Genomic DNA, 16,830 nt, shown 5'->3' on the forward strand with positions numbered 1-16,830 from the left:
TCCAGCGGGAAAAAGCGAGGATATTCCTGCGTTCTTCCCTTAAACGCGCATCACGGGAGGTTCCTGGCCTTCAACGAAAGCTCCCCCGCCGCCATCATTACGTCGAAGCGAGCGAGAAACGACATGCCGATGAGGTCTCCCATGCCGTTGCCCTGGGAAGGCTTTTGCACCACCAGGACAACGTTGCTTGGCTGGGCATGGCCGAATCGCGTCACTCTCCATCGGCCGAAGTTTTTACCAACCATGCAGAGTGATCTCGTTACCCTTGCTCTCAAGGGCCGCATTACCCTCGAGGAGTTCCTGCCCGCCTGATCACCCCCGCCACCACCAGCCGATCATCGAACCGATAGTTCACGAAACCGCAGGGAACTTTCCTGTTGCGTCCGCGGCAGCGCGATGCTGAGAACTGCGGCCGGGCAATTCGGAGGTACTCATGTTCGTTCCCAAGGCGGTCTCGAGAGGCTCCCTGCGTTTCGTGCCTGGCGTCCTGGCCGGCCTCGTCCTTCTCTCAGCAGCGGCGGCCCAGCAGGCGCCGGCGCCCGACCCTGCGCCGCAGTTCGGCAGCTGGCAGCTACAATGCGATCCGCCCGCAGGCCCCGGCAAGCAATGCGCCCTGGTGCAGACGGCAAGCCCGGCGCAAAACCCGGACCTCTATGCCAATGTCCTCCTGATCCGGCTGGACAAGAGCCGGCTCCTGCTGCGCATCATAGCCCCGCTCGGGGTGCTGGTGCCGACGGGGGTCGGTCTGAACATCGACGGCAATGATGTCGGCACCACCGGCTTCACGCGCTGCCATCTCTCCGGCTGCCTCGCCGATGTGCTGGTGACCGAGGCCCTGCGCAAGAGCCTCCTGGCCGGCAGCAGCGCCTCCCTCACCCTGCACCAGACGCCCGAGACCGCGCTCGACTTCATCTTCAAGCTGGATGGGACGGGCAGGGGTCTCGCCGCCCTGCCTCCACCACCGGCGGCGCGAGCGGGCACTCAGCCCTGAGAGCGAGATTGAAAACTGCGAAGCGGCCAAAAGTTGCAGTTCTGTGTCGACCTGGAGGTCGGCACACCGACGAGCGCCCCTGGCAAGCCTTACCGCTGTTTCGTCTGCCAGTCCTGCGCCTGATAGAACGGTGCGTTGGACGGCGGCAGCATGGTCTTGCCGAGGATGTGATCGGAGGCCTTTTCGCCAATCATGATCGAGGGCGCGTTGAGGTTGCCATTGGTGATCAGCGGGATGATCGAGGAATCGGCGATGCGCAGGCCTTCGATGCCGACGACGCGGGTTTCCGGATCCACCACCGTCATCGGGTCGGAGGGGGCGCCCATCCTGCAGGTGCCGGAGGGATGGAAGGCGCTCTCGACATGCTGTGCGATGAAGGCATCGATGGCCTCGTCCGAGGTCACGTCCGGGCCCGGCTGGATCTCACGGCCGCGATAGGGCTCGAAAGCTTTCTGCTGGAAAATTTCGCGCGTCAGCCGCACGCAGGCCCGCATCTCGGTCCAGTCATCGGGGTGGCTCATATAGTTGAAACGGATCAGCGGCGCCTCGCGCGCATCCTTCGACCTCAGCCGGACATGACCGCGGCTCCTGGAGCGCATCGGGCCGACATGGGCCTGGAAGCCGTGCTCGCTGGCGAGGGAAGCGCCGTTATAGCTCACCGCCATCGGCAGGAAGTGATACTGGATGTCGGGATAGGCAATGCCGGCGCGTGACCGGATGAAGCCGCAGGTCTCGAAATGGTTGGTGGCGCCCAGGCCCGTATTGCGCAGCAGCCACTCCGCGCCCACCATCGCCTTTGACAGTGGATTGACCACCGAATAGAGCGTGATCGGCTGGATGCTCGCCATCTGGAAGTAGAATTCGAGATGGTCCTGCAGGTTCTCGCCGACTCCTGCCAGGTCATGCAGCACCTCGATGCCCGCGGCTTGCAGTTCGGCTGCCGGGCCGATGCCGGAGAGCTTGAGGAGCTGGGGATCGTTGATCGGTCCGGCCGAGAGAATCACCTCGCGGCGCGCCCTGACGCGCCTGAGCTGCGAGCCCTGCCAATATTCGACGCCTACCGCCTTCCGGCCCTCGAACAGGATGCGGCTCGCCAGCGCATGAGTCTCGACCGAGAGGTTCGGGTGTTTCATAGCCGGCTTAAGATATGCATTGGCAGCTGACCAGCGGCGGCCCTTGTAGACCGTCATGTCCATGCGGCCGAAGCCTTCCTGCTGGTAGCCATTGACATCCGGTGTCGCGGGATAGCCGGCCTCGACAGCCGCATCGACGAAAGCCTGGTAGAGCGGGTTCTTGAGCGCTCCGTAGGAAGTCTTGAGCGGGCCGTCGCTGCCGCGATATTCGTTGCCGCCCTCCTCGCGGCCCTCGGCGCGCTTGAAATAGGGCAACACGCTCGCATAGTTCCAGCCGTGCGCGCCGGCCTCCGCCCAGGCTTCGAAATCCATGGCGTGGCCGCGGATATAGACCATGCCGTTGATCGAGGAGGACCCCCCCAGCACCTTGCCACGTGGCGTGTGCAGGCTGCGCCCGCCGAGCGCCGGCTCGGGCTCGGCATGGTAGCGCCAGTCATATTTCGGCGAGTTCATCGGGATGGAGAGCGCGCTCGGCATCTGGATGAAGACAGAACCATCCTTGCCACCAAATTCCAGCACCTTGACGGTGCGCGCGCCGTCCTCGGTCAGGCGGCCCGCCATCGCGCACCCCGCCGAGCCGGCGCCGACAATGATGTAGTCGAAGGTATCGGTCATGGTTCAATCCTGGAAGCGCGGACGTCCTCGCCCGCTCTTCCTCTCCCACAGGTGTGTCGTTTCAAGAGCGGATCGTCCTACACTCACTTGAGTGTCGTAGGGACGTCCGCGCTCCCAGCAATCAGTACGGCGCGTCGATATCGCCCAAGGCGACATAGACGCTCTTGATCTGCGTGTAATGCTCCACCGCCGCGCGGGAATTCTCACGACCCAGGCCCGACAGCTTCACGCCACCGAAGGGCAGCTCGATCGGCGTGACGTTGTACTGGTTGATCCAGCAGGTGCCGGCCTCGAGATTGGCGATGACGCGGTGGCCGCGGGCAAGGTCCGTGGTGAAGACGCCAGCGGAGAGGCCATATTCGGTATCGTTGGCGCGCGCCACCACCTCGTCCTCGTCTTCGAAACTCAGCACCGTCATCACGGGCCCGAAGATCTCCTCGCGCACGATGGTCATGTCGTCCTGGCAGCCATCGAACACCGTGGGGGCGACGAAGGCACCCTTGGCGAGCGCGCCGGTGGTGACACGGCTACCGCCGGTGAGCACCCTTGCCCCCTCTTCCCGGCCCTTCGCGATATAGGACATCACCTTTTCGAGGTGCTCCTGCGAGACGAGGGCGCCGACATGCGTGTTGGGATCCAGGGGATCGCCGATCACCATCTTCTCGGTGCGAGCCTTGAGCCTGGCGAGGAATTCGTCCTTCACCTTCCTGTGCACGAAGACGCGTGTGCCGTTCGAGCAGACCTCGCCGGCCGAATAGAAATTGCCGAGCAGGGCGCCCGACACGGCGTTGTCGAGCTTGGCGTCGTCAAACACGATCAGGGGCGACTTGCCGCCGAGTTCGAGCGTGACATGCTTCAGCGTCTTGGCCGCGTTGGCCATGATAATGCGGCCTGTGCCGGCCTCGCCGGTGAGCGAGACCTTCTTGATGGCGGGATGGGCGACCAACGCCTTGCCGACGCGGGCATCGCCCTGCACCACGTTGAAGACGCCGTCCGGCAGTCCCGCTTCCTTGAAGGCCTCGGCGAGATAGGGGGCGGTGAGAGGCGTCTGCTCGGACGGCTTGAAGATCATGGCATTGCCGCAGGCAAGCGCCGGGGCCGACTTCCAGCAGGCGATCTGGATCGGATAGTTCCAGGCGCCGATGCCGGCGACCACGCCAAGCGGCTCGCGGCGGGTATAGCCGAAGGCGGCAGGGCCGAGATCGACATGCTCGCCCGTCAGAGTCGCTGCTATGCCGGCAAAATATTCCAGGCAATCAGCGCCGGAGAGCACGTCGACGGCGATCGTCTCCTGGATCGGCTTGCCGGTATCGCGCGTCTCGATCTCCGCGAGCGCCTGGTTCCGCTCACGCAGGATGTCGGCCGTGCGCCTCAGAATGCGGCCGCGCTCGGCGCCCGTCATGCGGCACCAGACCGCGAAGCCTGCCTTGGCGGCATCCACCGCGCGCTCGATGTCGGCATCGCTGGCCTGCTGGATCTCGGCGATCGTCTCGCCGGTGGCCGGATCGATCGAGGGGAAAGTCTCGCCTGAAGTGGCATCGACGAAATCGCCGCCGATATGGTTCTTCACAACGCCGTAACGCATGGTTTCAAGGACTCCCTGGCTACCGGCCGATGCCGAGCAGCATGAATTGACTGTCGACGAAGCCGCCCGCGACCATGCGGGCCATGCGTCCGTCGGGATCGTTGGCGAGGGTGGCGCGCAGCCAGAGCCCATCGATCATCGAGGCGATCGCCTCGGCGAGCGCCCGGGCCGGATCCCGCATCAGGATGGGGCGAAGCGCATAGGAAAGGTTGCCGGAGAGGCGCCGGTGATAGGCGCGCTGCACGCGGGCGAAGTTCGGCGAATGCGGGACCTGCGCCCAAAAGGCAAGCCAGACCGTGCCGATACGCCGCTCGAACTGGCTGGCGCCGAGCATTGTATCGATCACCGCCTGCACGCGCGCGCGCGGCGTGGTGGCATCGCGCATCCGGGCAGCCGCGGCGCGTGACAATTCACGGGCGAGATGGCGCAGCGTCGCTTCCAGCAGTCCGTCCTTGTCGCCGAAATAGAAAGAGACCAGGCCGGTGGAGACATCCGCCCGGCGGGCGATCTCGGCGATGGTGGTCGCGTTGAAGCCCACTTCCGCAATGGCGACGATGGTGGCCTCGATCAGCTGGCGCCGCCGCACATCGCCGGCATCCACGCGGCGGAGCCGCAGGGGGCGATCAGGCGAGGAGGGAAGGCTGCTGGGCATCCAGGCACATTATTTTGAACGTTCAATCAGTCAAGAACAGATCGCGGGCAAAGTGCCGATTGTGATGACAGGCGGCATCTCAAAGGGGATGGCTTGCGATTCCCCTTTCCCTTTCGGCGGGAACTCGGGCTATGCTGTCAGACAGCCTAATGCGCGGAACCAAAAAAATGGGAGGAAAACCTGAATGCGCGACAAGACCACGGAAGGCCAGCTCGTACCCGGATTGAATGTCATTGAGACGACGGAGACCGACAATATCCTGCGCTGGGACGGCCATATGGTCTATGTCGAGCACAAGGTCTTCCACAACGGCCAGATGGTGCATGAGCGCTACAAGCGCCGGGTCACCGCCGAAGTGGCGAAGGCGCTGCTGGCAACGATCCAGCTGAACGCATAACCGCCTTGCAGACAAAAGCGCGGGATCCCCTGGGACCGCAGGCGAGACGCCTGCGGTCCCAGGGGATCCCGCGCCGTTATCGGAAATGCGGGTGTTCCCGAAAATCAACCTTCGGCCAACGATTTGTAATAGGCGCTCCAATGGCGCGCGAGCGCGTCGGCGTCCTCACCTATGTCATAGACCGGTGAGCGCAGGAATTTGGCGTCGGCGACCTCGATCAGCACAAAGCCCTTCATCATGCCCGCCAGTTGCGGCCATTTTTCCGTGAAGCGCCCATGCAGTCCGTCCGGGAGCTCCGCGGCAGTGCACAGGCGGGCGGCACCGCGAATCCGGCAGGCCGTGCGATGGAGGACATCGATGAAATTGACCTCGACAGCCGGATTGTGGGCGATATTCCTCACCGTGCCGGGCGAGCGAATATTGGAGAAGGCGAGCGTCCTGTCGTCATGAATGAGGAAAGTGCCCTTGGGCGATACAGCCGGCGCGCCCTCCGGCGTCACCGTGGCCACCAGGCCGAGGCTGTGATGGGCAATCAGGTCCCGCATCTGCGCTGTGAGCATGACCTTCTCCTTCTCAAAGGCGGATTGCAGCGCAATTGAAAGCTGGTTGCCCAATTTTCCAACAAAAAAGCGCGCCGAGGCGCGCTTTTCTCAATATCGAGACTCGAGGCGAAATCAGCTCAGCGTCTTCTGCAATTCCTTGAGCTGGCCGACCTTGAGGTCGGCGTTGGCCTTGGCGATGTCGCCATTAGTCGCGCTGGCCTCGGCCTCGGCTGCGGCAACCTCGCTCCGCAGCTTATCGGCGGTAAGATCCTCGACTGCAACAGCCTGCTCGGCGAGGATGGTGAGGCCGGCCGGGTTCACATCCGCGAATCCGCCGCGCACGAAGAGACGGCGGGGCGCGGCTGCGCCGGGTTCCCTCATCACGATCACGCCGGGGCGGATGGTCGACATCAAAGGCGCATGCAGCGGCAGCACCTCGAAATCGCCCTCGGTGCCGGGTACGACGACGGAATCGACCGGGCCGGAGAACAGCAGCTTCTCAGGCGTCACGAGTTCGAATTGGAAGCTGGCCATCGGAGCGGTCCTTGTTCGATCTTCACCTTCCCCTCTATGGGGAGGGTCGGCCTGCAGGGCCGGGGTGGGGTGCTTTCACGCGTGAGAAGTCCCCGTCAAATTTGATATCCCGAGAAGCCAGGGCGCGGTTCTCATCCGACCCCGGCCTTTCGGGCCGACCCTCCCCATCGAGGGGAGGGTGAAGAGGCGCCACGCCTCGTCTTGCTCGTCGCTTACGCGGCCTCGGCGGCCAGCCGCTTGCCCTTCTCGACAGCCTGCTCGATGGTGCCGACCATGTAGAAGGCGGCTTCCGGCAGGTAGTCATACTGGCCCTCGACGATGCCCTTGAAGCCCTTGACGGTATCCTCGATCGAGACCTGTTCGCCGTCCGAACCGGTGAAGACCTTGGCCACGTCGAAGGGCTGCGACAGGAAGCGCTCGATCTTGCGGGCGCGCGCCACGGTCATCTTGTCGTCCTCAGACAGTTCGTCCATGCCGAGAATGGCGATGATGTCCTGCAGCGACTTGTAGCGCTGCAGGATCTGCTGCACCGAACGAGCCACCGAATAGTGCTCCTCGCCAACCACGGCCGGGGTGAGCATGCGCGAGGTCGAGTCGAGCGGGTCCACCGCCGGATAGATGCCCTTTTCGGCGATCGAGCGCGACAGCACGGTCGTGGCGTCGAGATGGGCGAAGGAGGTGGCCGGCGCCGGGTCGGTCAAGTCGTCGGCCGGCACGTAGATGGCCTGCACCGAGGTGATCGAGCCCTTGGTCGTGGTGGTGATGCGCTCCTGCAGGGCGCCCATGTCGGTGGCGAGCGTCGGCTGGTAGCCCACGGCCGAAGGAATACGGCCGAGAAGCGCCGACACTTCCGAACCTGCCTGGGTGAAGCGGAAGATGTTGTCGACGAAGAACAGCACGTCCTGGCCCTTGTCGCGGAAGTTCTCGGCGACGGTGAGGCCGGTGAGAGCGACGCGCGCGCGGGCGCCCGGCGGCTCGTTCATCTGGCCGAACACCAGGGCACACTTCGACTGGATGCCCTTGGGATTGTGCGGATCGTCGTTGACGCCGGCTTCGATGAACTCGTGATAGAGGTCGTTGCCCTCGCGGGTGCGCTCGCCGACACCGGCGAACACCGAGAAGCCGCCATGGGTCTTGGCGATGTTGTTGATCAATTCCTGGATGAGCACGGTCTTGCCGACGCCGGCGCCGCCGAACAGGCCGATCTTGCCGCCCTTGGCGTAGGGAGCCAGGAGGTCGACGACCTTGATGCCGGTGACCAGGATCTGGGCTTCGGTCGACTGTTCGGCAAAGGAGGGAGCCGGTGCGTGGATCGGGCGCAGACCCTCGCCATTCACCGGGCCGGCCTCATCGATCGGCTCGCCGATCACGTTCATGATGCGGCCGAGCGTGGCGTCGCCGACAGGCACGGCGATCGGCTTGCCGGTATCGGTGACAGCCTGGCCACGGACCAGACCCTCGGACACGTCCATGGCGATGCAGCGGACGGTGGACTCGCCCAGATGCTGGGCGACTTCCAGCACCAGACGCTGGCCGTTGTTGGTGGTTTCGAGGGCGTTCAGAATCTCTGGCAGATGGTCGTCGAAATGGACGTCGACGACGGCGCCGATGACCTGCGAAACGCGTCCGGTCGGATTGGCCATGAGTGTCTCCTTAATGCGTTCGGTCAGACGACGGTCAGCGTGACAGGCACGTTGTTTCGCGTCGCCCGGGAATAGGGGCAAATCTGGTGGGCTTCTTCGACGAGCGCCTTGACCTTTTCGAGGTCGGCGCCGGGGATATGGACCATCAGCTCCACCGAGAGGGCGAAGCTGATATCGTCCTTGGTCAGGGTGACGGCACAAGTGATCTTGGCGGCACCGCCGTCAAGGCCGTGCTTGCGGCCGAGGGCTACGATCGCCTGGCCGTAGCAGGCGGAGTAGCCGAGCGCGAAGAGCTGTTCGGGATTGTGGCCGGCGCCATCGCCGCCGAGCTCCTTCGGGAAGGCCATGGCCAGAGCCAGCCCGCCATTGTCGAGAACAGCCCGGCCCTCGCGGCCACCCTTGGTCGATCCAGAAGTCGTATAGGACGTCATCGTGATTCTCCCTGGGAGTGGCTTAGAGCGCTTCCGCACCCGAGATGATTTCGATCAGTTCCTTGGTGATCATCGCCTGGCGCGTGCGGTTGTAGGTGATCGTTTGCTTCTTGATCATCTCGCCAGCGTTGCGGGTGGCGTTGTCCATGGCACTCATCTGCGAACCATAGAAGGAGGCATTGTTCTCGAGCAGAGCGCGCAGCACCTGCACCGAAATGTTGCGCGGCAGCAGCTCGGCAAGGATGGCCGTTTCATCCGGCTCGTACTCATAGGCGATCTTCTGGCCGCTCTCGCTCGCCTTTGGATCTCGCTCCGGCACTTCGGCCGGAATCAGGCGCTTGGCGGTCGGGATCTGCGAGATCACCGACTTGAACGTGGAAAAGAACAGGGTACAGACGTCGAACTCGCCGTCGGCATAGAGCTTGCGGATCTTAGAGCCGACAAGATCGGCCTGTTCGAAGCCGAGCGTGCGCACGGCGCGGAAATCGACGAGCTCGATGATGTTCTTCTCATATTGGCGCTTGAGCACGTCATAGCCCTTGCGGCCAACGCAAAGGATCTTGACCGTCTTGCCCTGGCCCAGCAGGGTCATGACATGCTCGCGGGCAAGGCGGGCGATCGAGGTATTGAAGGCGCCGCAAAGGCCGCGCTCGCCGGTGCAGACCACCAGGAGGTGTGTCTGGTCCTTGCCGTTGCCGGCCAGGAGCGGCGGCGCCTGGCGCGGGTCGGCGATCGAGCCGGCGAGGTTCGCCAGCACCGCATCGACTCGCTCGGCATAGGGACGCGCCGCCTCGGCTGCGCTCTGGGCGCGGCGCAACTTGGCGGCCGCTACCATCTGCATGGCCTTGGTGATCTTCTGCGTCGCCTTCACCGAGGCAATGCGGTTTCTGAGGTCCTTAAGCGAGGGCATCGCTTCGCCTTCCTAACGAGAACAGAGCGATCAGGCGAAGGTCTTGGCGAACGCCTCGACCTGGTCCTTGAGCTTGGCACCGACGTCGTCGCTGAGGTCGCCCGAAGCGCGGATGGCTTCGAGGATCGAACCTTCGGCCCGCAGCTTGGCGAGCAGCCCGTTTTCGAAGCTCTTCACCTTGGAAACGTCGACCCTGTCGAGGTAGCCGTGGACACCGGCATAGATCACCACGACCTGCTCTTCCATCTTCAGCGGCGAGAACTGGGCCTGCTTCAGGAGCTCGGTGAGGCGGGCGCCGCGGGCCAGCAGACGCTGGGTGGTGGCGTCGAGGTCCGAACCGAACTGGGCGAAGGCGGCCATTTCGCGATACTGGGCGAGTTCGCCCTTGATCCTGCCGGCGACCTTCTTCATGGCCTTGGTCTGCGCCGACGAGCCGACGCGCGACACCGACAGACCCACGTTCACGGCGGGGCGGATGCCCTGATAGAACAGGTCGGTCTCAAGGAAGATCTGGCCGTCGGTGATCGAGATCACGTTGGTCGGGATGTAGGCCGACACGTCGTTGGCCTGGGTTTCGATGACCGGCAGCGCGGTCAGCGAGCCGAGGCCGGCGGCCTGGCCCATCTTGGCGGCGCGCTCGAGCAGACGGGAGTGGAGATAGAACACGTCGCCCGGATAGGCTTCGCGGCCCGGCGGGCGGCGAAGCAGCAGCGACATCTGGCGATAGGCGACGGCCTGCTTGGACAGATCGTCATAGATGATCACGGCGTGCATGCCGTTGTCGCGGAAATATTCGCCCATGGCGCAGCCGGCGAAAGGCGCCAGGAACTGCATCGGGGCCGGGTCGGAAGCGGTGGCGGCGACGATGATCGAGTAATCGAGCGCGCCGTTCTCTTCCAGCACCTTCACGAACTGGGCGACGGTGGAGCGCTTCTGGCCGACGGCGACGTAGACGCAATACAGCTTCTTGCTCTCGTCATTGCCCTGGTTGAGCGGCTTCTGGTTGAGGATGGTGTCGAGCGCAACGGCGGTCTTGCCGGTCTGGCGGTCGCCGATGATCAGCTCGCGCTGGCCGCGGCCGATCGGGATCAGGGCGTCGATGGCCTTGAGGCCGGTCGCCATCGGCTCGTTCACCGACTTGCGCGGGATGATGCCGGGGGCCTTCACGTCGACGCGCGCACGGTGCTCGTACGAGATCGGGCCCTTGCCGTCGATCGGGTTGCCGAGGGCGTCGACGACGCGGCCAAGCAGACCCTTGCCAATCGGCACGTCCACGATGGCGCCCGTGCGCTTGACGGTGTCGCCTTCGGAGATTTCACGGTCGGACCCGAACAGCACGATACCGACATTGTCGGTCTCGAGATTCAGCGCCATGCCGCGCACGCCGCCGGGGAACTCGACCATCTCGCCGGCCTGGACGTTGTCGAGGCCGTAGACGCGGGCGATACCGTCACCGACGGAGAGAACCTGACCGACTTCCGAAACCTCGGCCTCCTGGCCGAAATTCTTGATCTGGTCCTTCAGAATGGCGGAAATTTCTGCGGCGCGGATGTCCATCAGCCGACCTCTTTCATGGCGATCTTGATCGATTGGAGTTTGGTCTTGAGCGAGGCGTCGATCATGCGGGAACCGATCTTGACGATCAGACCGCCGATGAGGCTCGGGTCGACCTTGACGTTGAGCGTAATTTCCTTGCCGGTCGCCGTCTTGAGCGAGTCCTTGAGGATATTGAGATTGTCGTCGGAGAGAGGCTGTGCGGCAGTGACATCGGCCGCAGCCTGGCCGCGGGCCTTGGCGACGAGCGCCGTGTAGCCGCGGATCATGTCGCCAACCGCGAAGAGGCGGCGGTTATGAGCGGCAAGCTTGATGAAATTGGCGGCAAGACCACCGATGCCGGCACGATCCAGCACAGCCGTGACGGCCTTGGTCTGCTCATCGGAGGAAAAGACGGGGCTGCGAACGAGGCGCTTGAGGTCGGCGCTTTCTTCAACCAGGCCACTGAAACGGCCAAGATCGGCGGCGACAGAATCGATGGCGTTCTGCTCAGTTGCGAGCTCGAACAAGGCGACGGCATAGCGGCCTGCCATGCCGGATACGATCGGTTCTTCCCCTGCCACCGCGCGTCTCTCTCTTGTAGCCGCTTCGGAAAGGAGACAGTCCAGCCGGGATTCCCCCGCACCTGACCGCCCAACCCCTTGGCGGATATGTTGAATTTCTTCACGGTTGCAGAACCGGGCCCTCCCCTGCCCTGCAACACGAGCGCTCACCTAACACACAGGCATTGCTGACGCAACAAGAGCCAAACACTGAAAAGGCGGGGAAAAATGCCGCGCCCCCAGCATTTTTCCGCCCTGTTTCGCATGGTTCTCGAAAGTGAACCGTTGCAGCCGCGTGAAGACAAACAAAAGGGCCGGCAATTGCCGGCCCGGAAGAGGCATTGCGCGGAGATCCACGCAAGACCTCAAATGTCAGATTTTCGCCTCAGGCGTCAGACTTCTGGGTGAGAATCTGGCGGCCGCGATACATGCCGGTCTTCAGATCGACATGGTGAGGACGGCGCAGTTCGCCCGAGTCCTTGTCCTCGACATAGGTCGGGGCCTTGAGCGCATCGGCGGAACGGCGGAAGCCGCGCTTCATGCGGGAGGTTTTTCGCTTCGGAACAGCCATTGGTTTCTTCTTCGTGGCGTGCGGATGCCGTGACAGTCACGGCAGCCCGATGACAAAATTCGATTGAAGGCGCAGCGTATACAGGAAGAGAACTCAGGAAGAAAGAGGCCGGAGTCATTATTTTCCCCGGGATCGCCGGCTCCGCGGGTGCACGGCCATCTTGCCCGTTCTTCCCTTATCATGGGGCGCGCCATTTCCAGGAATGGGCAAGATGCCCATGCACCCGGGACTACTCCACACAGGTAAAATACTCCGCCGAGTTCCGAGCCCGGTTCATGATCAGGCCGGCGAGGTTGCGCAGCCGTCTCGTCGGCGCGCCGGCGCTGCGGCGGATCGGGTTCGGCAGCGCCACGGCGAGCTGCGCGGCCTCGCGGGCATTCAGCCGGGATGCAGGCTTCCTGAAATAGAACTGCGAAGCGGCTTCGATGCCATAGATGCCATCGCCCCACTGCGCCACATTGAGATAGATCTCCAGCGTGCGCCGCTTCGACCAGACAAGGTTGGCCCACAGCGCCAGCGGCACTTCCAGCGGTTTGCGCGCGAAGGTGGGTAGCGGCCAGAGATAGAGGTTCTTCACCGTCTGCATGGCGATGGTGGAGGCCCCGCGCGAAGGACCGCCTTCCCGCTCCAGCACTGTGCCGATCGCCCCGAAATCGACGCCCCAGTGACGGCAGAACTGGCCGTCCTCCGACGCCATCACCGAAAAGCGCGCTACGAGAGCGATGTCGTCCAGCTTCACCCATCGCCGGTCCACCTTCTGTCCCGTGGCATAGAGTCCGAGCATCGGCAGGGAGACCGGCGGCACCACGGCGTAGACGAAAGTGAGCAGCACGGGGATGGCTGCAACCGCGATCAGGGCATAGGCAAGGCGCCGCCAGAGCGGCCGCGAACGTCTCCTGGCCGGCATGGCAACCCCAAGCTCCGTGCCTTGTTCGGGCATTGCCGCGTCAGCCATGGTCCCGCCCGGCCCCAAATGTTCTTAACCTCAATAGCGCAAAGCAAGCGGTGGCGCACCCTACAGTTAAAAAAGGGTTAACATCAGGAGCATGAGCAAGGTTGCGGCCGATCCGCTCTAGGCAGCCCGTGAGCGACCCCTCATATTAGGCGGTCTACTCAGGCGGGCCGCCCCGATCATGCATCCTAATATCACCTTCACACAGCTGCGCTGCTTCGTCGCCGTGGCGGAGACTAGCGGCTTCACCTCGGCCGCCCAGCGCATCCACCTGACACAGTCGGCGGTCAGCCAGGCCATTGCGGGACTGGAGGATGCGCTCGGCGCCAAGCTTCTCACGCGCACGCGCGAGGGGGTCGTCCTCACCGACATGGGCGAAGCGGCCCTGATCGAAGCCCGAGCGCTGCTTGCCGGCGCCCAGCGTCTGGCTGCCGTTACCCGCAACAGCGACAAGCTGGCGGGTGCGACCTTGCGCATCGGCTCGGTGCAGAGCGCGGCGGCGCGGCTGTTGCCCGGCTGGCTGAAGCCTTTCCGGGCGCTCTATCCACAGGCGGGCATCACCCTGCACGAGGGCACCGACGACGAGGTGACCGCCTGGGTGCTGGCTGATGCCGTCGATGTCGGCATCAGCGGCCAAGCGCATCCCGATCTCGACAACCACATCGTCGCCAATGATGATTTCGTGCTGGTGCTTCCGGCCGATCACCGCCTGGCCAAGAATGCCTCGATCAGCCTTGAGGCGCTCGATGGCGAGCGCGCCATCTTTTCCGGCGGAGGCGACGACACGCAACTCGCGACCGCGCTCATGGCCGCCGGCGCCAAGCCCCAGGTGCTGTTCCTGGCGCGCGACAATTCCACCATCTTCGGCATGGTGCGCGAGGGCATCGGGCTCACCATCATGCCGGACCTGACCTTGCCGGATGACACGACGGGCCTTGCCGTGCGCCGGCTGACCCCGACACTGCGGCGTGACCTGCATGCTTCCACGCACAAGAGCGGCCTCAGCCCGGCCGGCAAGGCCTTCATGGAGTTGCTGCCGATCGATACCCTGAACGGCTCGACGTGAAACGCCTAGGCGCCGGGTGCCGGCACCAAGCCGTAACGGAGCATCGTCTCCTTCATCTTGACGAGATCCGGCGACTCGACGCTGAGCAGGTCCGCCACCTCGCGGAAATAGCCGGGACCAAGCACACCAGGCGTCAGCACCACCAGGCAGGAGGCCGGCTCCTGCGTATCATTGCGGAAGGCGTGGACGACGCCACGGGGAACGAAGAGAGACTCGCCCGGCGCCAGTGTGAGATCGCGTCCGTCGACACGGAAGCTCATCACGCCGGATAGGCCGTAGACCGCTTCATCCCAGCTTTCATGGTAATGGGCCACCGGCATGCGGGAATTGGGCTGCACGATCATCTCGAACATGTCGAGACTGCCCGCGGTGTCTTCCTTGCTCTGCAGGAAGCGCAGTTCGAGGCCCTTGATGCTTATGGTCTCTGGCATGGCTGATGGCGCCTTCGGTGGATTGACGCCCCAAGCTGGACGCCCGCGAGGAATGCCGCAAGGGTTCGCACAGGGGTATCTCGCGTATTTCCTATCCCTCTTTAGACGATGAATCCGGTCACATGCTGCCCGACTGTACCAGATGGGAGCTTGAGTCGTGGGACCGCCGGCTTTCCAGCCGGCTCTTGCGCCATCGACTCGCAGAAAAGAACCGTCCAGGACGCAGCGGTCCCAGCTTCACCCGCCGCTCTGCGTGATCACCATCTCCAGCATCTTGGCGGCCTTTGTGAAATAGCGCTCCTTATGGCGGAGCATGCGGAAGGCGCGGGGCGGGATGTCGAAGCCGATGCGCACCAGGCGACCTGCCTGCAGGTCGGGGCCAGCGACCAGTTCCGACATCACGGTGACATAGGGGCCCGAACGCACGGCCGAGCGCACCGCCTCGTTGGAGGGCAGTACCAGCGCGACCTCGAGTGCCGCGGGATCGACTCCCCAGGCCCTCAGAGCCTCCTCGAAGGCCGAGCGGGTGCCGGAGCCCGCTTCGCGCATGATCCACCGAGCGGTGGCGATGTCATAGGCCCGGACCACGCGTCCGTCGGACCAGGGATGGCCAGGGGCGACTACGACGATCAGGCGGTCATGCGCCACTGTCTGCACATGCAGGGCCGGCTCGTCGATGGCGCCTTCGATGAAGCCGATCTCGGCGGCGCCTTCCAGCACCGCCTGCGTCACGCTCTGGGTGTTGCCGATCTCCAGGCGGAGGTCGATGGTGGGGTGGACATCGTGATAGCGGGCGAGAAAGGGCGCCACCCAGTAGCTGGCGATGGTCTGGCTGGCCTGCAGGGTGAGCGAGCCGCGCAGGCCTCCCCCGAGTTCGGAAAGCGCCAGCTCTGCGGCCTTCGCGGAAGCGAGCGTTGCCCGTGCTTCGGGCAGAAACTGGCGGCCGCCCTCGGTCATTTCGATGCGCCGGCCCACGCGGTGGAACAGAGTGGCGCCGTAACGGTCCTCCAGCACGCGGACGGCCGAACTCACCGCAGAGGGCGTCAGACGCAAGTCCTCCGCGGCGCGCGTGAGATGCTCCCGCTCGGCCACCGCCACGAAAATCCGCAATTGTTCCAGGGTCATGGGCCAATCATTCGATTTAATCGAACGAAACCTACACTATTTCGAAATGGATTGAACAGCGCTTTTCGGCGAAAAACATCCATCGCATCGAAGCCCCGAAAAGTACCCGCAATGACCCCCGGCATCAGCAACAAGGTTCGCGAAATCATCCCAGGTGCTGGCCTGTGCATCGTGGTCACTGCCCTTGCGATGGCGGCCCAGCTCGTCGAGACCAGCTTGTTTGGCAAAGCCTGGCTGGAAGCCTTGGTGCTCGCCATCCTGATCGGTGCGCTGGTCCGCACCTTCGCCCAACCTGAAAAGCATTTCGACCGCGGCATCACCTTCGGCGCCAAGACCTTGCTGGAAGTGGCGGTAGTGCTGCTCGGCGCTTCCGTCAGCGCCGCCGCCATCGCCGATGCCGGCCCGGCCCTGATCGTCGGCATAGCCGGCGTGGTAGCAGTTTCGATCCTGCTGAGCTTCGGCATCGGCCGCTCGCTTGGCCTGCCTTACAACATGGCGCTGCTGGTCGCCTGCGGCAACTCGATCTGCGGCAATTCCGCCATCGCGGCCACAGCACCGGTGATCGGCGCCAATGGCAAGGATGTCGCCGCCTCCATCGCCTTCACTGCCGTGCTCGGCGTGGTGGCCGTGATCTGCCTGCCCCTGCTGGTACCCGCCTTGGGCTTCTCGGCCGGCCAGTATGGCGTGTTCGCCGGCCTCACAGTCTATGCCGTGCCGCAGGTGCTGGCCGCCACGGCTCCGGTCGCTGCCCTCAGCGTGCAGATCGGCACGCTGGTCAAGCTCACCCGCGTGCTGATGCTCGGCCCAGTGATCTTGGTGCTCGCCTTGATCGGCGAACGCCAGCGCGCCGCCAGCGCCGACGACAGCGCCGTCCGTGCCAAGCCAAAGCTCAGGCAGATCGTGCCCTGGTTCATCATCGGCTTCCTGGCAATGATGGCCCTGCGGTCCTTCGACCTGCTGCCGCAAGCCTCGCTCCAGCCCATCGCCTCGGCCTCCAACACGCTGACCATCGTCTCGATGGCCGCCCTCGGCCTCACCGTCGACATCCGTGCCGTCGCCAAGGCCGGCCCGCGTGTCACCTCCACGGTGATCCTCTCGCTGCTGGTGCTCGGCGTGATCAGCTATGCCCTCATCATGCTGCTGAAGGTGGCGTGAG

General features: G+C 64.2%; 19 protein-coding genes. 4 read left to right on the forward strand and 15 right to left on the reverse strand.

All coding sequences use genetic code 11. The annotated features are described in order from the left end of the window. Positions 1-50: 50 nt before the first annotated feature. On the reverse strand, positions 51-245 hold the full coding sequence (locus ACMDCR_RS30935) for a hypothetical protein (RefSeq protein ID WP_413990286.1): 195 nt from the start codon (positions 243-245) through the stop codon (positions 51-53). A gap of 188 nt (positions 246-433) precedes the next feature. Here ACMDCR_RS30935 and ACMDCR_RS30940 point away from each other — a divergent pair, with 188 nt between their 5' ends. After that, positions 434-991 (forward strand): invasion associated locus B family protein, encoded by a 558-nt coding sequence (locus ACMDCR_RS30940; protein WP_413990287.1) that lies wholly within the window; start codon positions 434-436, stop codon positions 989-991. A gap of 89 nt (positions 992-1,080) precedes the next feature. Here the strand turns inward: ACMDCR_RS30940 and betA are convergent, their stop codons facing one another. The 3 genes from betA to betI all read right to left on the reverse strand — a co-directional run bounded on the left by betA (position 1,081) and on the right by betI (position 4,976). Continuing rightward, the gene (gene betA / locus ACMDCR_RS30945; RefSeq protein ID WP_413990288.1) at positions 1,081-2,739 is read right to left on the reverse strand and encodes a choline dehydrogenase; all 1,659 of its coding nucleotides are present in this window, start codon (positions 2,737-2,739) and stop codon (positions 1,081-1,083) included. Positions 2,740-2,860: 121 nt separating this feature from the next. Continuing rightward, positions 2,861-4,324, reverse strand: coding sequence for a betaine-aldehyde dehydrogenase (betB, locus tag ACMDCR_RS30950; protein WP_413990289.1), 1,464 nt, complete (start codon positions 4,322-4,324; stop codon positions 2,861-2,863). A gap of 19 nt (positions 4,325-4,343) precedes the next feature. Beyond that, positions 4,344-4,976 (reverse strand): choline-responsive transcriptional repressor BetI, encoded by a 633-nt coding sequence (gene betI / locus ACMDCR_RS30955; protein ID WP_413990290.1) that lies wholly within the window; start codon positions 4,974-4,976, stop codon positions 4,344-4,346. 184 nt (positions 4,977-5,160) lie between these two features. Between betI and ACMDCR_RS30960 the strand changes: the two genes are divergently transcribed. Beyond that, positions 5,161-5,373, forward strand: coding sequence for a hypothetical protein (locus tag ACMDCR_RS30960; RefSeq protein ID WP_413990291.1), 213 nt, complete (start codon positions 5,161-5,163; stop codon positions 5,371-5,373). Between the two features lie 104 nt (positions 5,374-5,477). On the opposite strand, the gene ACMDCR_RS30965 is transcribed toward ACMDCR_RS30960, so the two are convergent. From ACMDCR_RS30965 to ACMDCR_RS31005, 9 genes are all read right to left on the reverse strand, one after another. After that, the gene (locus tag ACMDCR_RS30965; RefSeq protein WP_413990292.1) at positions 5,478-5,933 is read right to left on the reverse strand and encodes a pyridoxamine 5'-phosphate oxidase family protein; all 456 of its coding nucleotides are present in this window, start codon (positions 5,931-5,933) and stop codon (positions 5,478-5,480) included. 114 nt (positions 5,934-6,047) lie between these two features. Beyond that, positions 6,048-6,449 (reverse strand): F0F1 ATP synthase subunit epsilon, encoded by a 402-nt coding sequence (locus ACMDCR_RS30970; protein ID WP_413990293.1) that lies wholly within the window; start codon positions 6,447-6,449, stop codon positions 6,048-6,050. Between the two features lie 212 nt (positions 6,450-6,661). Further along, positions 6,662-8,092 carry a F0F1 ATP synthase subunit beta gene (gene atpD / locus ACMDCR_RS30975; RefSeq protein WP_413990294.1) on the reverse strand — a complete coding sequence of 477 codons (1,431 nt, stop codon included), beginning with the start codon at positions 8,090-8,092 and terminating at the stop codon, positions 6,662-6,664. Positions 8,093-8,115: 23 nt separating this feature from the next. Next, positions 8,116-8,523 carry an organic hydroperoxide resistance protein gene (locus ACMDCR_RS30980; protein WP_413990295.1) on the reverse strand — a complete coding sequence of 136 codons (408 nt, stop codon included), beginning with the start codon at positions 8,521-8,523 and terminating at the stop codon, positions 8,116-8,118. Positions 8,524-8,545: 22 nt separating this feature from the next. Beyond that, complete coding sequence (locus ACMDCR_RS30985) at positions 8,546-9,433, reverse strand: F0F1 ATP synthase subunit gamma (RefSeq protein WP_413990296.1); 888 nt, start codon at positions 9,431-9,433, stop codon at positions 8,546-8,548. A gap of 30 nt (positions 9,434-9,463) precedes the next feature. Next, entirely contained in the window at positions 9,464-10,990 is a 1,527-nt protein-coding gene (atpA, locus tag ACMDCR_RS30990; protein ID WP_413990297.1) for a F0F1 ATP synthase subunit alpha, read from the reverse strand. After that, positions 10,990-11,550 (reverse strand): F0F1 ATP synthase subunit delta, encoded by a 561-nt coding sequence (locus ACMDCR_RS30995; RefSeq protein WP_413990298.1) that lies wholly within the window; start codon positions 11,548-11,550, stop codon positions 10,990-10,992. Before ACMDCR_RS30995 ends, atpA begins: the two co-directional genes overlap by 1 nt. Before the next feature lie 364 nt (positions 11,551-11,914). Then, positions 11,915-12,100 carry a 50S ribosomal protein L32 gene (gene rpmF / locus ACMDCR_RS31000; RefSeq protein WP_068294749.1) on the reverse strand — a complete coding sequence of 62 codons (186 nt, stop codon included), beginning with the start codon at positions 12,098-12,100 and terminating at the stop codon, positions 11,915-11,917. Between the two features lie 229 nt (positions 12,101-12,329). Then, on the reverse strand, positions 12,330-13,055 hold the full coding sequence (locus ACMDCR_RS31005) for a biosynthetic peptidoglycan transglycosylase (protein ID WP_413990299.1): 726 nt from the start codon (positions 13,053-13,055) through the stop codon (positions 12,330-12,332). A 178-nt stretch (positions 13,056-13,233) separates the two neighbouring features. Between ACMDCR_RS31005 and ACMDCR_RS31010 the strand changes: the two genes are divergently transcribed. After that, positions 13,234-14,118, forward strand: a complete 885-nt coding sequence (locus ACMDCR_RS31010; protein WP_413990300.1) for a LysR family transcriptional regulator — start codon at positions 13,234-13,236, stop codon at positions 14,116-14,118. Between the two features lie 5 nt (positions 14,119-14,123). Here ACMDCR_RS31010 and ACMDCR_RS31015 read toward each other — a convergent pair whose 3' ends face one another. Then, positions 14,124-14,549 carry a cupin domain-containing protein gene (locus ACMDCR_RS31015; protein WP_413990301.1) on the reverse strand — a complete coding sequence of 142 codons (426 nt, stop codon included), beginning with the start codon at positions 14,547-14,549 and terminating at the stop codon, positions 14,124-14,126. Positions 14,550-14,786: 237 nt separating this feature from the next. Further along, positions 14,787-15,674, reverse strand: coding sequence for a LysR substrate-binding domain-containing protein (locus tag ACMDCR_RS31020; RefSeq protein ID WP_413990302.1), 888 nt, complete (start codon positions 15,672-15,674; stop codon positions 14,787-14,789). Positions 15,675-15,785: 111 nt separating this feature from the next. On the opposite strand from ACMDCR_RS31020, the gene ACMDCR_RS31025 reads away from it, so the two are divergent. Then, positions 15,786-16,829, forward strand: a complete 1,044-nt coding sequence (locus tag ACMDCR_RS31025; RefSeq protein ID WP_413990303.1) for a YeiH family protein — start codon at positions 15,786-15,788, stop codon at positions 16,827-16,829. Position 16,830: the final 1 nt, after the last annotated feature.

Origin of the sequence: Labrys okinawensis (assembly GCF_047345005.1) — a bacterium.
GTDB classification, from domain to species: domain Bacteria; phylum Pseudomonadota; class Alphaproteobacteria; order Rhizobiales; family Labraceae; genus Labrys; species Labrys okinawensis.

What these genes read in the sequence shown, in the direction of transcription:
- ACMDCR_RS30935 (WP_413990286.1), bottom strand. Translation starts at nt 245, where the DNA reads ATGGTTGGTAAAAACTTCGGCCGATGGAGAGTGACGCGATTCGGCCAT.
- ACMDCR_RS30940 (WP_413990287.1), top strand. Translation starts at nt 434, where the DNA reads ATGTTCGTTCCCAAGGCGGTCTCGAGAGGCTCCCTGCGTTTCGTGCCT.
- betA (WP_413990288.1), bottom strand. Translation starts at nt 2,739, where the DNA reads ATGACCGATACCTTCGACTACATCATTGTCGGCGCCGGCTCGGCGGGG.
- betB (WP_413990289.1), bottom strand. Translation starts at nt 4,324, where the DNA reads ATGCGTTACGGCGTTGTGAAGAACCATATCGGCGGCGATTTCGTCGAT.
- betI (WP_413990290.1), bottom strand. Translation starts at nt 4,976, where the DNA reads ATGCCCAGCAGCCTTCCCTCCTCGCCTGATCGCCCCCTGCGGCTCCGC.
- ACMDCR_RS30960 (WP_413990291.1), top strand. Translation starts at nt 5,161, where the DNA reads ATGCGCGACAAGACCACGGAAGGCCAGCTCGTACCCGGATTGAATGTC.
- ACMDCR_RS30965 (WP_413990292.1), bottom strand. Translation starts at nt 5,933, where the DNA reads ATGCTCACAGCGCAGATGCGGGACCTGATTGCCCATCACAGCCTCGGC.
- ACMDCR_RS30970 (WP_413990293.1), bottom strand. Translation starts at nt 6,449, where the DNA reads ATGGCCAGCTTCCAATTCGAACTCGTGACGCCTGAGAAGCTGCTGTTC.
- atpD (WP_413990294.1), bottom strand. Translation starts at nt 8,092, where the DNA reads ATGGCCAATCCGACCGGACGCGTTTCGCAGGTCATCGGCGCCGTCGTC.
- ACMDCR_RS30980 (WP_413990295.1), bottom strand. Translation starts at nt 8,523, where the DNA reads ATGACGTCCTATACGACTTCTGGATCGACCAAGGGTGGCCGCGAGGGC.
- ACMDCR_RS30985 (WP_413990296.1), bottom strand. Translation starts at nt 9,433, where the DNA reads ATGCCCTCGCTTAAGGACCTCAGAAACCGCATTGCCTCGGTGAAGGCG.
- atpA (WP_413990297.1), bottom strand. Translation starts at nt 10,990, where the DNA reads ATGGACATCCGCGCCGCAGAAATTTCCGCCATTCTGAAGGACCAGATC.
- rpmF (WP_068294749.1), bottom strand. Translation starts at nt 12,100, where the DNA reads ATGGCTGTTCCGAAGCGAAAAACCTCCCGCATGAAGCGCGGCTTCCGC.
- ACMDCR_RS31005 (WP_413990299.1), bottom strand. Translation starts at nt 13,055, where the DNA reads ATGGCTGACGCGGCAATGCCCGAACAAGGCACGGAGCTTGGGGTTGCC.
- ACMDCR_RS31010 (WP_413990300.1), top strand. Translation starts at nt 13,234, where the DNA reads ATGCATCCTAATATCACCTTCACACAGCTGCGCTGCTTCGTCGCCGTG.
- ACMDCR_RS31015 (WP_413990301.1), bottom strand. Translation starts at nt 14,549, where the DNA reads ATGCCAGAGACCATAAGCATCAAGGGCCTCGAACTGCGCTTCCTGCAG.
- ACMDCR_RS31020 (WP_413990302.1), bottom strand. Translation starts at nt 15,674, where the DNA reads ATGACCCTGGAACAATTGCGGATTTTCGTGGCGGTGGCCGAGCGGGAG.
- ACMDCR_RS31025 (WP_413990303.1), top strand. Translation starts at nt 15,786, where the DNA reads ATGACCCCCGGCATCAGCAACAAGGTTCGCGAAATCATCCCAGGTGCT.